This window comes from Spirillospora sp. NPDC049024 (assembly GCF_040649235.1).
Taxonomy (GTDB): domain Bacteria; phylum Actinomycetota; class Actinomycetes; order Streptosporangiales; family Streptosporangiaceae; genus Spirillospora.
Map to the genome: position 1 here is coordinate 22,006 of NZ_JBEZFD010000015.1, position 15,746 is coordinate 37,751.

7 protein-coding genes are annotated in these 15,746 nt (G+C 75.4%); 4 read left to right on the top strand and 3 right to left on the bottom strand.

The window, feature by feature from the left end; genetic code table 11:
• Window positions 1-4: 4 nt before the first annotated feature.
• Entirely contained in the window at window positions 5-3,295 is a 3,291-nt protein-coding gene (locus tag AB0C21_RS26510) for a DUF4132 domain-containing protein (protein WP_500207739.1), read from the bottom strand.
• A gap of 49 nt (window positions 3,296-3,344) precedes the next feature.
• Here AB0C21_RS26510 and AB0C21_RS26515 point away from each other — a divergent pair, with 49 nt between their 5' ends.
• The 4 genes from AB0C21_RS26515 (at window position 3,345) to AB0C21_RS26530 (ending at window position 10,195) form a co-directional block, all read left to right on the top strand.
• Window positions 3,345-6,803, top strand: coding sequence for a protein kinase domain-containing protein (locus AB0C21_RS26515; RefSeq protein ID WP_500207741.1), 3,459 nt, complete (start codon window positions 3,345-3,347; stop codon window positions 6,801-6,803).
• A 16-nt stretch (window positions 6,804-6,819) separates the two neighbouring features.
• Window positions 6,820-7,719, top strand: a complete 900-nt coding sequence (locus tag AB0C21_RS26520) for a tetratricopeptide repeat protein (RefSeq protein WP_500207743.1) — start codon at window positions 6,820-6,822, stop codon at window positions 7,717-7,719.
• Window positions 7,720-7,786: 67 nt separating this feature from the next.
• The gene (locus AB0C21_RS26525; RefSeq protein WP_500207745.1) at window positions 7,787-8,896 is read left to right on the top strand and encodes a cystathionine gamma-lyase; all 1,110 of its coding nucleotides are present in this window, start codon (window positions 7,787-7,789) and stop codon (window positions 8,894-8,896) included.
• Between the two features lie 48 nt (window positions 8,897-8,944).
• Entirely contained in the window at window positions 8,945-10,195 is a 1,251-nt protein-coding gene (locus tag AB0C21_RS26530) for a tetratricopeptide repeat protein (protein WP_500207746.1), read from the top strand.
• On the opposite strand, the gene AB0C21_RS26535 is transcribed toward AB0C21_RS26530, so the two are convergent.
• Window positions 10,192-12,354 carry a DUF4132 domain-containing protein gene (locus tag AB0C21_RS26535; protein WP_500207748.1) on the bottom strand — a complete coding sequence of 721 codons (2,163 nt, stop codon included), beginning with the start codon at window positions 12,352-12,354 and terminating at the stop codon, window positions 10,192-10,194. The two genes, AB0C21_RS26530 and AB0C21_RS26535, sit on opposite strands and share 4 nt — an antisense overlap.
• 13 nt (window positions 12,355-12,367) lie before the next feature.
• On the bottom strand, window positions 12,368-15,712 hold the full coding sequence (locus AB0C21_RS26540) for a DUF4132 domain-containing protein (protein WP_500207749.1): 3,345 nt from the start codon (window positions 15,710-15,712) through the stop codon (window positions 12,368-12,370).
• Between the last annotated feature and the right edge of the window lie 34 nt (window positions 15,713-15,746).

Genomic DNA, 15,746 nt, shown 5'->3' on the forward strand with positions numbered 1-15,746 from the left:
CCGCTCACTTCTCAGCCTTCTCGGCGAGGGCGGCCAGGTCGGACAGGATCTCGGACGCCATGACGGGGTGCAGCTCGCCGAACGTCAGCGGCGTCCCCTTGCTGGGCCAGAAGTCGTCGGGTTCCGGGGCGAGCCACACGTAGTCGAGGACCTGGTGGTCGCCGGTGGCGTCGAGCGCGCCGACCGCGAAGCCGGGATCGAGGTCGATCACGACGTACTGCTGATCGGCGACGCGCCGGTAGATCCACCGCTCGACCCCCGCGTCCAGCGGGGCGCCACGCTCCCAGCCCAGCTTCACCAGCCCGAGGACGTCGCCGAAGGGCAGCTTGAGGCCCTCGAACCGCTCCAGCCGCCCGCTGCCGCGCTCCTGCTCCGTCAGCGCGAAGACCGGGCGGGTGAGCTGCGGGAACGGCTGCGTGATCTCGTAGTCGGCAAACACCTCCGTCCACGCCTGCGCCGCGTCGCCGAGGTCCAGCGGGTGGGCGATGCCGACGCGCGCCGACTCGGGAAGGGCGTACGCGTCGTCGCCGGCGTCGGCGAACGACCGGTCCTCGGCGATGCGGAACGCGGTGGTCGTGGCGCCGTCCTCCGCCAGCCAGACCAGGCGGCGGGCGACGTGCCAGACGAGCGGGTGCCGGACGAGGTGCTCGCCGAACTCGGCGGGCGTCCAGCGGCGCCGCGTCACCATCGCCTGCTCCAGCCTGCGGATCTGCTCGGAGGCGACGGTCCGGACGTCCTTCTTGAGCCCCGCGAACGCCTTGTAGGCGGCGGGCGCGAGTTCCGGGTCGTCCTTGGCGCCGGGCTTGGGGAGGGACTTGCGGCGCTTCCCGTCCTCGTCGGCGACGAACGGCTTGAGCTGCTCGTCGAACCGGACGAGGAAGCGGCGCGGCCCGTAGTCGAGGGCCATGCCGCCGTCGGCGTCGAGGCCGAAGTCGGGGACGAGCCGGTCCGCGAGCTGGTCGGTGGTCAGCCCGAGCCGCTCGGCGACCTGCCGGATCCGCTCCTGCGCCTCGTACTGGAGGCCCTTGAACTTCACCTTCTGCGCGATGCCGTGCAGGTGCATCAGCGCCACGTCGGTGCCGATCTCGGCGAGGACGCCGAGGCCGTTGACGGCGTTCCTGTGCCCGCCCTCCCCCGGCCACGTCCGGATCACCGGGGTGAGGAGCCGGACGGTCTCGTCGTCGCCGGTGCGGCCGAGCTGCCGCAGGGCCCAGGCGTCCTTGGACGGCTTGCCGGCGTCGAGCCACTGCCGGAACAGCGCCCACCCGAACTCGGCCACCGCGCCCGGCGCGCACGCCTCCGCCAGCTCGTCCATCCCGTAGGGGGTCGGGAGGGCGAGCAGCTCGATCAGGCGGCTGACCGCGTCCAGGGGAAGGGCGCGGTCGCGGCCGCGCAGCAGCACCTGCGGGAGCGGCGCCGGATCCGCCCAGGCACCGATCTTGGCGGGCTGGTCGAGGCCCGTCTCCGCCGCGGGCCGGGACAGCAGCTCCCCGATCGCGTCCGCGGCCTCGCCGCCATGGGCGTCGCGGGCGGCGGCCACGACCGCGTCGGGGCCGTGCGCGTCCAGCAGGTGGCGGAGGGCCGTCTCGGCGTTCCGCCAGTCCTTGGCCTTCTTCCCGAGCGCCGCCGGGACCAGGAAGGGCACCGCGTCGAGCCCGTGGCGGCCGAGCCACTCGCGGGCCGGGGAGAGGAGCGCGCCGCGCTTGGCGAGGCCCTCCGCCATCAGCATCGCCACACGCTCGTCCAGGTACGGCATCAGCGGGTCGCAGCAGGTTTCCGGGTGCGCCTTGGCCGTCTGGACGGCCGCCGGCAGGGCGTCGATCTCGTAGCGGGCCGCGAGGAACTGCATCCACGTGTAGGCCCAACGGACGCCGTAGCCTTTCCAGTCGGGCAGCAAGGGACGGATCAGATCCTCCGGCCCGAACACCATCAGCTCCACGGCGCCGGTCCTGTGGTTCGCCGTCTTGTAGTGCTCGACGAGCGCTTCCCAGTCGGCGCCGTCCGGCTCCTTGACCCCCGGGGAGGCGTCGAGCCACTTCTGCCGTTCGCCGTCCAGCCACGCGAGTCGCGGCTCGGGGACGGTGAGGCCGGTCAGGACGGGGCGGCGGGGACGCAGCCACGGCGGGTCGGTGAGCACGGCGGGCAGTTCGTCCGGCGCCGCCGCCGGGACGCGGGCGGACGCGGCGGAGGCGCGGCGGACGGCGTCGGCCACGTCGTCCGGCAGGCCGGGCAGCACGGAAACGACCAGGTCGGCGTTGGCCTCGACGTGGGCGGCGAGCAGGTCGTCGGCGCCGGCGCGGGCCAGCAGCCGCAGCGCCCGCACCGGGAACCGGCGGGCGGCCTCCCCGAGGGCCGCCCTGACGTGCTTGCGGTCGAGCCGGTCGAGCAGCGCTTGGAACGCCTCGTCCGTCGGCAGGATCGCGACCGTCTCGAAGATGCGCCTGCGGTCTTCCGACTCCAGCCCGTAGGCGTCTACCTCCGCGAGCAGGAAGGACAGGACACCGGGGCCGATGCCGTCGGCCATGGTGGCCAGCACCGCCCGGGTCGCCTGGCCCCAGGACAGGCCGTACGCCGGGTACGGGGCGGCGAGCTGCTCCGGCTTGCCCAGCGCCGACATCACCAGCCACATCAGGCCGTGAGAGCGCGTCTGCGGCAGCGGGGCCGCGCAGCACTCGTCGACCCAGTCCTCCCGGGTCGGGACGAGGTACGACACCAACCACCGGGCGTGCCAGCCGGTCCTGAGAGCTGCCAGCCGCTCGACCGCGTCCGCGTACTCGGCTTCGGACGCGACGGCCAGCAGCCCGCGGACGCGGCGCGCGTCCTCATCCAGGGTCTTGTGCCGCCCGCGCTCGTCCGCGATGCGCTGGACGCCGGCCCCGGTGCGGCCCGCTCTGGTCGCCTCCATCCGGCTCAGCTCGACCAGCGCGCACGCCGCGAACGCGACCCCGTGCTCGGTGACCCATGCGTCGACGAACGCCCGGTGGGCCTTGTCCTTCTGGTCCACGCCGGGCACGCCCATCACGGTGACGGCCGCGACCGCCGCCGCCCCGGCCGGATCGGGCCGGCCGTCGAGGTGCCGCCGCGCCGCCTCGGTCAGGTCGGGTTCGCCGGCGCCGCCCTCCAGGAGCGCCTCGACCGCCCAGGCGGCCTGCTCCACAAAGCCCTGGACGGCGCGCGCTGCCGAGCGGTCGAACTTGATCTTGGGGCCGGGCGCGCCGCCGCGCCGCGCGTGCAGCGAACGCCGCCAGGCGTCCGGGATCACCAGGTCGTCCTCGCCGGGGAGCTGATCTTCCATGGCGCCCAACCGTAGAGGGGCGCGCCGACAAATCCGTAGGATCCGGGAAATGATCGACTCTGGCGGCGCGCGGACGTGGCGGCGCGGCGACGTCGTCCTCGACCTCTACGAGGTCCTCGACGTGGTGGCGAGCGGCGGGATGGGCCTGGTCTACCGGGTGCGGCACCGCGGGTGGGACGCCGAGCTGGCGATGAAGGTGCCCCGGCCGGAACTGCTGGGATCGCCGGACGACCTGCGCGCGTTCGAGGACGAGGCGCAGACCTGGGTCGGGCTCGGCCTGCACCCGCACACGGTGAGCTGCGCTTACGTGCGCCGGCTCGGCCCGCTGCTCGGGGTGTTCGCCGAGTGGGTGGACGGGGGCAGCCTCGCGGAGGCGGTCCGGGACGGCCGGCTGCGCGACCCCGACCCGCGGCGCGCGACGGCCCGGATCGTCGACGTCGCGATCCAGTTCGCGTGGGGGCTGGACCACGCGCACCGCAGCGGCCTCGTCCACCAGGACGTCAAGCCCGCCAACGTGATGCTCACGCGGGACGGGACCGCCAAGGTGACCGACTTCGGCCTGGCGAAGGCCCGCGTCCGGGCGGGCGAGGACGGCGTGCCGCGCCCCGACGCCGACCCGCTGGTCAGCATCGCCGGGCTGACCCCGGCGTACTGCTCGCCCGAGCAGGCGCTCGCGGCGGAGGACGGCCGGACGCCGCTCACCCGCGCGACCGACGTGTGGTCGTGGGCGCTCAGCGTCCTGTCGATGTTCACCGGGGGCCCGCCGGTCCGGTTCGGCGCGCTGGGCGGGCGGGCGTTCGAGGAGTTCGCGGCGCGGGCGACCGGCCTGCCGCCGGATCTGACCGCCCTGCTGGGCGCGTGCCTCCGCCCCGACCCGGCCGCGCGGCCGGACCGGATGGACGAGCTGGCGGACGCGCTCGCGGCCGTCTACGCGCAGGTCGCCGGCGTCCCGTACCCGCGGGCCCGGCCCCGTCCCGCCACGCTGCTCGCCGACGGCCTGTCGAACCAGGCGCTGTCCATGCTCGACCTCGGGCACCCCGCCGAGGCGGAGGCGCTGTGGGAGCGGGCCCTGGAGACCGATCCGCACAACCCGCACGCCGTGTTCGACCGGGGCCTGCACCGCTGGCGCGCGGGGCGGCTGACCGACGCCGAGCTGCTCGCCGAACTGGAGGCGGTCCGCGCGACGCACGACGGCGACTGGATCGGCGACCACCTGCTCGGCCTCGTCCACCTGGAGCGCGGCGACCCGGCCGAGGCGGCGGCGCTCCTTGAGGCGGCGGTCCGGCGGGCGCCGCACGCCCCTGAGCCCGCCGCCGCGCTGGAACGCGCCCGGCGCCTGCACGCGCCAGGGCCGCCGGTCGTCCTGGAAGGGCACGCCAACGGCGTCAACGCGCTCGCGCTCGGCCCGGGGGCGGCTCTGGCGGTGAGCGGCGGGCGGGACGACTCGTCCAATCCCCCGCCGGGCTCCGAAGGCGGCACCGTCCGGCTCTGGGACCTCGCCTCCGGGCGCTGCCTCCACGCGCTGCCGGCGCATCCGGGCGGGCTCGCCGGCGGGGTGAGCGCCGTCGCGCTGAGCCCCTGCGGCCGGTTCATGGCCTCGGCCGGCGCGGACGGCGCCCTCCTGCTCTGGGACGTCCGCGCGGGACGGGTCCTGCACCGGTTCGAGGACCATCCCAGCAGGGTCGCCTCGCTCGGTTTCTCCGAGGACGGCTCGCTGCTGGTGTCGGCCACCGAGGGCGGGACCGTCCGCGTGTGGGCCACGCTCGGCGGACGGTGCGTGCACGCGCTCCAGAACGAGCAGGACCTCGGCCGCGGCCACGGGACCGCCGTCGCGGTGACGGGCGACGGCGCGCACATCGTGAAGTGGGAGCCGACGACGATGCGGCTCCGCGTCTGGGAGACCGGAACCGGCGGCCTGGTGCGCACGATGCCGCTGCCGGGGACGACCGTCGCGCTCGGCCCCGGCGGGCGCGTCGCGCTCGCGGTGTCGGACACCGAGCAGCGGCTGGTGGACCCGGTCGCGGGCCTGCCGCTGCGGACGGTCCGCTTCCCCGTCGGCCGGGGCGCACGGTTCGCGGTCAGCGGCGACGGGTCGCGGGCGCTGACCGGCAGCCTCCAGCTGTGGGACCTGGACGATGGCCGCTGCCTGCGCACCCTGCCCGGCGACGGCGGCTCCCTGACCGCGCCCGTGCTGAGCGCCGACGGGCGCGTGGGGCTCACCGCGGCGGGACGGACCGTCCACGCCTGGCGGCTCGGGCCCGCCGGACCGCGCGCGCCGTGGAGCCACGCCCGGCCGCGCGGGGCGGCGGAGCTCGCGCGCGAGGCGGACACCGCCGCCCTCGCCGCCGCCCGCGCCCGCGGCCACGCCGAGCGCGGCGACTGGGCGCGGGCCGCGGCGCAGATCCGCGCCGCGCGGAGCGTCCCCGGCCATGAGCGCAACCGCGAGCTGCTCGACCTGTGGCGGGCCGCCGGACGGCACGGCCGTCCCACGGCGGTCCTGGGCGCCTGGGAGGTGCGGGCCCTCCCGGACACCGGGGGCCGCGCGGTCAACGGGACCGCACTGAGCCGCGGCGGCGTCCTCGCCGTGCGGTTCGGCGGCTGGTCCGAGGTGTGGCTGGTGGACGTCGAGGGCGGCGAGCACCTCCACACCCTCCACGTCGGCGGGACGTCCGTCGGCGCCGCGGCCTTCTCGCCCGACGGCGCCCTGCTGCTGACGGGCGCCAGCGACGGGAAGGTCCGGATGTGGGACGTGGCGTCCGGCGCCTGCGTCCACGTGCTCGGCGGGCACCGCGCCGAGGTCAGGGCGCTGGCGGTGAGCCCGGACGGGCGGCTCGCCGCGTCCGGCGACGAGGACGGCACCGTCCGCGTCTGGGACCTGGCCAAGGGCAGGCGCAGGCACGTCCTCAAGGGCCACGGCGGGATCGTGTTCGAGGTCGGGTTCGGGCAGGGCGGCCGGACCCTGCTCGTGGGCGACTTCCAGCGGGTCGTGACGCTGTGGGAGCTGGACGGGGAGCGCCGCCACATCCTGCCCGGCCAGACGCCCGCCGCCATGAGCGGCGACGGCCGCACCGTCGTGTCCTGCGGGCACACGGTCGGGACGCTGTGGACGGCGGACGGCACGACCGGCCAGGCCACCGGCTACGTCCGGGGCCCGTCCGAGCAGCTCGCGGCGATCGAGGTGAGCGCGGACGGCGGGATCGCCGCCGCCGTCGGCCCCGGGCACGCCCTGCGGGTCTTCGACGTGCGCGCCGGGCGCCTCCTGCACCGCCTGTCGGATTCGACCGTCTGCCTCGCCCCCGCCGCCGACGGCAGGTTCGCGGTGTCCGGCGAAGCGGACGGGACCGTGCGGGTGTGGGACCTGCCCGCCGGCCGCTGCCTGCACGCGTTCGGCGCGGACACCGCCGCGATCGAGTGGGTCGGCCTCACCGCCGACACCCGGATCGCGATCACGCGAACCCGGGACCACGGTATGCGCGTCTGGGAACTCGACTGGGATTACGCACACTAAGGGAACGGGAGCGACCATGCTTCTCAGCTGTTCGGGTTGGGCGTGCACGCGGCTCATCTCGGTGTCGAAGGTGCCGGGCGGCAACCCGGTGGCGCGGCAGGACCCCGACGGGTTCGCGATCGAGTTCATGATCTGCGACTTCTGCGGCAGCAACTTCTGCGACCGGTGCCATGAGCCCGGCTCCCGCTTCCGCGCTCCGCGCTGTACGTCCTGCGGAGGCAAGCTCGTCCCCGGTGCGAGGCTGGAGCAGATGAGCGGCCGCCCCCGGCCGGCCGCGGCCCAGCACCACGCCCAGGCCGTGCGCCTCATGGAGTCCGGCCGGTTCCAGGACGCCCTGCCCGAGTTGGACGAGGCCGTCCGGCTCCGCCCCGAGTACGCCGAGGCGCATCGGCTGCGCGGCATCGCCCTCAGCGGGACGGGGCGGCACGCCGAGGCCCTGGCCGCGTTCGACCAGGCGCTCCAGCTCAATCCGTCCGACGCGCTCGCGCACGTCGAGCGGGCCGGGACGTTCCTGCGGATGGAGCGCCCCGCCGAGGCGATCGCCGCCTACGACCAGGCGATCGCCCTGCGGCCCGGCTACGCCGCGCCGCAGATCAACCGGGCGATCATCCTCATGGACGGCGGCCGGGACGCTGAGGCGCTGGCCGCCGTGGACCGCGCCATCGCCCTCCTCACCTCCGGGAGCGCCGTCGGCGCGGGACGCTACGACCTCGCCTCGGCCCACAGCGTCAAGGGCGCGGCGCTCGTCAAGCTCGGCCGCTACGCGGAGGCCCTGCCCGTCATCGACTACGCCATCGACAACGGCCCCGATTCCTGGAACGACCACTACAACAAGTCCTACGCCCTGGAGCGGCTGGGCCGCATCGAGGAGTCGGAAAGGGCACGCGGCATCGCCGACTCCCTGCGCCACTCCTGAGCCGCAGGCGCCCGGTCGGGTCCGTGGGTGGGACGATGGGGGCCGGACCTGCGGGAAAGGAGCGCGCGTGGAGATCGGGGACGGGACGCTGGCCGTGGGCGCCGGGCGGCCGGAGGCGGAGAACTTCGCCCCCGCGCTGCCCGGTCCCGTGTTCGCGGCGCACTACCACCTGGCCGGGGAGGCGGTCGGCCCCTACACCTACGGGCGCGACTCCAACCCGACGTGGGCGCTGCTGGAACGGGCGATCGGCGAGTTGGAGGGCGGCGCGGAGGTCGTCTCGTTCTCGTCGGGCATGGCGGCGGTCGCAAGTGTGCTGCTGTCGCAGACCGGCTCAGGCGACGTCGTGGTCATGCCCGACGACTGCTACTACACGGCCCGGGCCTTGAAGGAGCGGCTGGAGTCCTACGGGGCCGTGGTCCGGATGGCGCCGACCGCGGGCGACGCGCAGCTCGGGCTGCTGGAGGGGGCGCGGCTGGTCTGGCTGGAGACCCCGACCAATCCGAACCTGGACGTGTGCGACGTCAGGCGGATCGTCGACGCAGCGCACCGGGCGGGCGCGCTCGTGGCCGTGGACAACACCCTCGCCACGCCGCTCGGGCAGCGCCCCCTGGACCTCGGGGCCGACTTCTCCGTCGCCAGCGACACCAAGTCGATGAGCGGGCACGGCGACCTGCTGCTCGGGCATGTCGCGACCCGCGACCCGGAGCTGGCGGACGCGGTCCGCTTCTGGCGCAAGACCGTCGGCGCCATTCCCGGGCCGATGGAGGCGTGGCTGGCGCACCGGTCGCTCGCCACGCTCCAGTTGAGGCTGGACCGGCAGACGGCCAACGCGCTGGCCGTGGCCGAGGCGCTGCGGGGGCATCCGCTGGTGTCCGGGCTCAGGTATCCGGGGCTGCCGGACGACCCGGCGCACGAGGTCGCGGCCCGGCAGATGCGGCGGTTCGGCTGCGTCGTGTCGTTCGCGCTGAGGGACGAGGCGTCCGCCGAGCGGTTCCTCGGCTCGCTGCGGCTCGTCATGCAGGCCACCAGCTTCGGCAGCGTGCAGAGCTCCGCGGAGCGGCGCGGCCGGTGGGGCGGCGACGCCGTGCCGCCCGGCTTCGTGCGCCTGTCCGCCGGCATCGAGGACACCCGCGACCTCGTCGCGGACATCCTGCGGGCGCTGGCGGCGACCGAATAGGAAAAACCGGGTGATCGCCGCGGGCGGCCGCCGCTAGCGTGGCGGCCCATGAGCGAAGCGCGGGAACTCCTGGAAAGCGGCGACATCTCCGGCCTGATCCGGCATCTGCGGTTCAACGCCGACGCCATGGAGCCCGCCGAGGTCGCGCGGCTCATGGAGGGCGCGGCGGCGGTGTCCGGCTTCGACGACATGCGCGAGGCCGCCGCGGCGCTGGCCGCCCGGCAGGAGCCGCAGCAGCTCTACGACTTCGGCTACGCCTGCATCGAGCGCGGCGTCGCCTTCCTGGCCGTCCCGGCGCTGCGGCGGGCGCTGGAGATGATGCCGGGCGAGCCCGCCCTGCTGGCGGAACTGGTGTCGGCGCTGGAACGCGAGAACCGGAACGCCGAGGCCGTCGCCGCCCTGGAACCGCACGTGGACGCGCTGGACCCGTGGCCGTCCCGGTACCTGCTGGCCTACAACGCGCTGTTCTCCGGGGACCTGGACCGGGCCGCCCGCGAGGCGGCGAGGCTGCCCGCGCCGGACGAGCAGTGGGGCCTGGCCAACGACCGGCTCGCGCGGATGCTCTCCCGGGCGGCGGCTGCCCGGGCCGTGAGCCCGCTCGACTCCCGGGACCTCCGCGGCTGGCACTTCGCGCTCGGCGGCTCCGTCCTCGCCACGATCTCCCCGTACGGGTTCGAGGACGGCATGACGGGCCGCTTCGCCTACACCTCCGACAGCTTCGCCACGTGCAGGCGGACCCTCGACCGGCTGCGGCTCGTCCTGGACGCGGCGGGGCGGCGCCCCACGTCGGTCGGCCTGCTGCCCGGCCGGTCGAGCCGCATCCTGGGCCTGGCGGCGGCGCGGCTGTTCGGGCTGCCCGCCGAGCCGTTCGACCCGGACCGCCCCGGCGCCCTCGTGGTCGCCTACGACCTGAACGAGACGGACCCCGGCGGCCTGCACGAGCGGGCCGAAGGGCAGGTGCTGTTCGAGCACGCCTCCTGCTGGACCGACCCGCCCGCGGTGAGCGCCGACGTCACCGGGTTCCTGCACCAGGTCGTGGTGTCGCCGTGGGGCGAGCAGCTGCGGTTCTCGCCCGGCGGCGAACCGGAGCGGGCCCCGGAGGACGAGCGCCCCGAGGAGGAGCTGGCCGCCGAGATCGTCACCGCCGACCCCGCGCCGGAGGCCGGCGACGGCGACGCGCCGCCGGACCCCGACGAGCGCCTGGCGGGCTTCGTCCGTGCGGTCGCCGGCCACTGGCTCGCCGGGCCGAGGTACATGGTGCACTCCCCCGGCCCGGTCCCCAGCAGCCGCTTCGCCTAGGACGCGGTGAGGGCCGTCAGGTCGGCGAGGAGTTCGGAGACCAGGACCGGGTCCGCACCGGCGAGCCCGTTCGCGATCATGCTGGACGGGTCGCCGGGCGCCCGGCCGATCCAGACCCGCTCGATCGTCTGGACGGGGTTCAGGTCGACGAGGCCCACCGCGATCCCGGGGTACAGGTCGACCACGACGGCCACGCCCGGCGCGAGCGTGCAGGAGATCCAGTGCTCGACGCCGTTGTCCTGCGGGGCGCCGCGCTTCCACGCCGTCCGGGTGAGGCCGAGGAACCTGCCGGTCGGGACGGCCGCCTCCTCGAAGCGTTCGAGCCTGCCGTTCTCGCCCTCGCCGTCGGCGAGCACGTGGACGGGCCTTCCTAGCTGCGGGAACGGCTGGAGGATCTCGTAGTCGGCGAACACCCGCACCCACGCGGCCAGGGACTCGCCCAGCAGCACCGGATGGGCGATGCGGACGCCCGCCGCGGGGTCGGGCGCGACGGTCTCGTCATGCACGTCGGCGAACGTGCCGTCCTCGGCGATCCGGAACGCCAGGCCGCCGCTCAGCCAGACCAGCCGCCGGGCGAGGTGCCGCATCAGCGGGTGCGCGACGGCGAACTCGCCGAACTCGCCGTGCGACCATTCGCGGCCCGCGACCATGGCCGCCTCCAGCCGGGCCACCTCCGTGGACGCGACCGCGCGGACGTCCTTCCTCAGCTCCGCGAAGCGCCGGTAGGCGGCCGCGGCCAGATCGGGGTCGTCCTTCGCGCCGGGTTTCGGCAGCGCCTTGCGGCGCGCGCCGCTCTCGTCCGACACCTGCGGCTTGAGCTGCTCGTCGAACCCGACGACGAAGCGGCGCGGACCGTAGTCCAGCGTCAGGGTCCCGTCCGCGTCCAGGCCGAAGTCGGGCACGAGCCGGTCGGCGAGCCGCTCCGCCGTCAGGCCGCGCCGCTCCGCGATCTGGGCCAGCCTCCGCTGCGCCTCGCCGCGCAGCCCCTTGTACCGCGACTTCTGCGCGATGCCGCTGAGGTGCGTCAGGGCGACGTCGGTGCCTATGGCCGCCAGCGCGTCGAGGCCCTGGACGGCGCTGCTGTAGCCGCCGCTCCGCCCCGGCCACTCCTTGACCATCGGCGTGAGCCGGCGGACGGTCCCGTCGTCGCCGAAGCGCCCCAGGGCCGCCAGCACGAACCCGCTGCGGTTCGGCATGCGCGCCGCCTGCCACGCCTCGAACAGCGCCCACGCGAACGCGGTCAGCGACTCCGGCTCGCAGACCTCGGCGGCGGCGTCCACCACGCCGGTCGCATCGAGGCGTCCGCCCGGGCTCACCGTCAGGGCGAGCAGGAGGGTGCGGGCCGCGTCGCGCGGCAGTTCACCGCCGTCCCGCAGGACCGGGCGGGGAAGCGCGTCGGCGTCGAGCCACCTCGGGAGGGACGGCGCCCTGACCGGAGGTTCGACGGGCGCGGCGACGGACGGCGCGGCGGCGAGGAGCCGCGCGACCGCCTCGGCCGCCTCGTCCCCGTGGACGCGGGCCGCCGCCACGACGTCCCCCTCGATGGTCCGCAGGGCCTTCACCGCGCCCCGGCGCGGCCCGACGCGCTTGCCCAGCGCGTCCGGCACCAGGTACGGGACGGCGGCCAGGCCGTGCCGCTCGAACCACGCGTGCGCGAGCTCCTGCGCCGACTTCAGCCGGTAGAGCCAGTCGGCGACCAGCCGGGCCACGTCGGCGGACAGGAACGGCAGCACGACCGGGCCCGTCCCGAAGGGGTTCTGCTTCGCGAGCCGGACCGCCACGTCCCAGGCCGCGGTCTCGAACCGCGCCACGATCGGCTTGAGGGAATGGTCGAAGTCCCACGTCACGTGGGGCTCCCACCCGTCCAGCAGCGGCCGCGCCAGATGCTCGGGCGCCTGCGCGAGGAAGCCCGCCCGGGTTGGCTCGTAGCCCATCCGGCCGTCGCGGAACTGCTCGGCGGCCTCCTCCCACTCGTCGTCCTTCCAGGACTCGTAGGAGCGGATCGCGGCCCATTCCTCGCGCTCGCCGGGCGCCCAGACGATCTCGCGGCCGTCCGGCGCCGCCAGGCCGGGGACGATGATGACCGGCTCGTCGCCGGTGGGCGGGGCGGCCGGTTTGCGCGCCCACGGCGGGTCCAGCAGCGCTTCAGGCAGATCCATGGGGTTCTCTTTCTCAGGTCAGCGTCGCCAGGTCGGCGAGGATCTCGGACGCGGTGATCGGGTCGAGGTCGGCGAGGGACGCCGTGCCGGCGCCGCCCGAGCCCACCTGCTCACGGCCGTCCACAAGGCCGATCCCCCGCAGCGTCTGCTCGGGCGCCGCTTCCACCGCGACGGGGACGATGCCGGGGTCGAGGTCGATGACGACGTACCGGCCACTGGGGAGCCCTCGTGAGATCCAGAATTCGACGCCCCCGTCCTGCCGCTCGCCGCGCTCCCAGCCGCGCGAGGTCAGGCCGAGCACCTTCCCGACCGGGACGGTCTGCCCCTCGAAGCGCCCGAGCCCGCCGTCCCCGTCGGCCGGCCGGTGCACGGGCCGTCCGAGCTGCGGGAACGGCTGCAGGATCTCATAGTCGGCGAACACCTCCGACCAGGCGGCGAGGGAGCCGCCGAGGTCGAGGGGGTGCGCCACCCGGACCTCCGCCGACTCCGGGAGGGCGACGGCGTCGTCCTCGACGTCGGCGAACGTGCCGTCCTCGGCGACGCGGAACGCGGTCGTCCTCGCGCCCTCCCCCTCGCCCTCGCCCTCGCACGCGAGCCACACCAGGCGCCGGACAATGTGCCGGACGAGCGGGTGCCCGGCCAGCAGCTCCCGGAACTCCCGCACCGGCCAGCGGCGCTGCGCGACCATGGCCGCCTCCATGCGGCGGAGCTGGGTGGAGGCGGCAGCCCGCACGTCCTTCTTCAGCGTCGAGAACGCCTTGTAGGCCGCGGGGGCGAGTTCGGGATCGTCCTTGGCGCCGGGTTTCGGCAGCGCCTTGCGGCGGACACCGTCCTCGTCGGCCACGTACGGCTTCAGCTGCTCGTCGAAGCCGACGACGAAGCGGCGCGGACCGTAGTCCAGCGTCAGGGTCCCGCCCTCGTCGAGGCCGAAGTCGGGGACGAGCCGGTCCGCGAGCTGCTCGGCGGTCAGCTCCAGCTCGGCGGCGACCTCCTCGATCTTCTCCTGCGCCCTGGTCCGGAGCGCCTTGAACTTCACCTTCTGGGCGATACCGTGCAGGTGCGTGATGGCCAGACCGGTGCCGATGGCGGCGAGGACGTCCAGGCCGGTGACCGCCTTGGCGTGCCCGCCGTCGCCGGGCCACTCCCGGATCGTCGGGGTCAGGCGGCGGACGGTCTCGTCGTTGCCGGTCAGGCCGAGCTGCGTCAGCGCCCATCCCTCCTTGGACGGCGCTCCTTCCGCCTCCCACCGCCGGAACAACCGCCACCCGAACTCGGCGAGCGACCTCGGATCGCACAGCTCGCGGACGGCGTCCACCCCGGCATAGACGTCACCGGGCCTGGACATCGCGAGCATCGTCACCACGTGCCGCGCGGCGGTGTCCGGCAGCGCCCGCTCCCGGCCGCGGAGCAGGAGTTGCGGGAGCAGTCGTATGTCGGCCCAGTCGCCGACGGACGGTGTCTTCGCGGGCAGGAGGTCCAGCGGGTCCGCTGCCAGCAGCGCCTCGACGGCGCCCGCGGCCCGGTCACCGTGGACGCGGGCCGCCGCGACGACCGCCTCCGCACCGTTCCGCTCGGCGGCGAGGCGCAGCGCGGCCTCGGCGGCGCGGCGCTGAGCACCGGCCTTGCCCAGCGCGGGTGGCAGCAGGGCCGGGACGGCGGCCAAGCCGTGCCGCCGGAACCAGGCCCGCGCGGTCCCGCCCGCCTGCTTGAGCCGGAGGAGCCAGTCGGCCATCAGCAGCGCGACCTCGTCGCTCAGGAACGGCAGGAGGGCGGGGCCCGCCTTCGCGGGGTTGCCCCGCGCCGCGTTGACGGCGAGCTCCAGTGCGTCGAGCTCGAAGCGGGCGACGATGGCCCGCAGCCACTCGTCCGCGTACCAGTCGGACAGATCCAGGTCCGCCAAGAGCGGGCGGACGAGTTCCTCGGGCGCCTCGAGGAAAAGCATCGACCGCCGGGAGATGAGAAGGGTGCCATTCTTGAGCTCCTCGACCTCGAGGGCCCAGTCCACGCGTTCGGCCCATCGAGGCCGGGTGACCCCCGCCCTCCAGGCTTGCCGCTCGCCGGGCTCCCAGACGACGGAGCAGGTGCCCGGCGGCTCCAGGTCCTTGATGACGACGGGCTTGGACTTCCTTCGGGGACGGGTCCAGGGCGGATCGACGAGCAGCGGCGGCAGGGCGTCGACGGACGCCTCCGGTACGCGGACGGTGGTCTCGCGGAGCGCCTCGACCACCGCACGCGGTCCCCCCGGCAGCTCCGGCAGCGTCTCATCCGCCAGTTCGGGATGTGTGAGCAGGTGCGCCCACAGCACCTCCTCCACCTCCGGCCTCTGCGCGGCCGAAGCGAGAAGGCGCAGCGCCCGCCGCGGATACGCACGTGCGGCGGCGGTCAGCGCGGGCGGAACGTCCTTGAAGCGGATCCGGTCCAGAAGCGCCTGGAAGGCCTCGTCCACGGGCAGCCGGGCGAGCACGTCCAGCAGTCCCCGGTACGTCTCCGCGTCGGTGTACCCGCGTTCGAGGGCCCTGGCCACCAGCGGCACCGCGGCGGAGGGGCCGACGCCGTCCACGAGGGTCGCGACGACGCTCGTCCGCCGGTCGTGGGGGCCGAGCGGCAGGGCGGCGGGGTCGACCTGCTCCGGCGCGCCGAGCGAGCAGAACAGCATCCACCGGTACGTCATGTGGGGCGGCAGGCCGATGATCGCCGGGTCGGCGCGGACCTCGTCCACCCAGTCCCGCCTGGTCGGCGCCAGGTAGGAGACCACCATCCGCTGCAGCGGCGTCCGGCGGCGCCCCGCCAGCTCCGCGACGACCTCGGCGTACTCGTCGTCATCGGCGGCGGACACCAGGGCCCGCAGGTGCCGCGCCGCGCGTTGCCTCGCCCACCAGCCGCCGCGGTGGTCGGACGCCTCGGCCCAGCGCACGCCGCTCCAGGTCGCGGTACCCCCCGCCTGCCGGTAGTCGGTCGTGATGTCGCACAGCTCGGCGTAGGCGCACGCGGCGAACGGCAGGCCGTGCTCGGCGGCCCACGCGTCCCGGAACGGGTCCATCCCGCGGAGTCCCCGCAGGCCGCGCCTGGACACCGCGACGGACGCGACGACCGCCGCGCCCAGAGCGTCCGCCTCGCCCTTCAGGTGGGCGCGGCCGCGCTCGGCCAGTTCGGAGGGCGTGCCGGGCAGCGCGAGGACCTCCTCGACGTCGCCCCGGGCGGCCTCCACCAGCGCCCGCGCCTCGCCGACCGCCCCGGTGTCGATCCGCACGTCCGGCCACGGCCCGGGACGGTCCCGGCGCGGATGCGCGATCCGCCGCCACTCCTCCGGCATCACCCAGGTGCTCTCGTCGGCCGCCGCCGGCCCCGCAGTCGCCATGACGCCACACCGTAAGGGAGATCACCGACAAAGA

Bases quoted from the DNA above. Each gene is read 5' to 3' on its own strand.
- AB0C21_RS26520 (WP_500207743.1), top strand. From the start codon at position 6,820: ATGCTTCTCAGCTGTTCGGGTTGGGCGTGCACGCGGCTCATCTCGGTG.
- AB0C21_RS26540 (WP_500207749.1), bottom strand. From the start codon at position 15,712: ATGGCGACTGCGGGGCCGGCGGCGGCCGACGAGAGCACCTGGGTGATG.
- AB0C21_RS26515 (WP_500207741.1), top strand. From the start codon at position 3,345: ATGATCGACTCTGGCGGCGCGCGGACGTGGCGGCGCGGCGACGTCGTC.
- AB0C21_RS26535 (WP_500207748.1), bottom strand. From the start codon at position 12,354: ATGGATCTGCCTGAAGCGCTGCTGGACCCGCCGTGGGCGCGCAAACCG.
- AB0C21_RS26530 (WP_500207746.1), top strand. From the start codon at position 8,945: ATGAGCGAAGCGCGGGAACTCCTGGAAAGCGGCGACATCTCCGGCCTG.
- AB0C21_RS26510 (WP_500207739.1), bottom strand. From the start codon at position 3,295: ATGGAAGATCAGCTCCCCGGCGAGGACGACCTGGTGATCCCGGACGCC.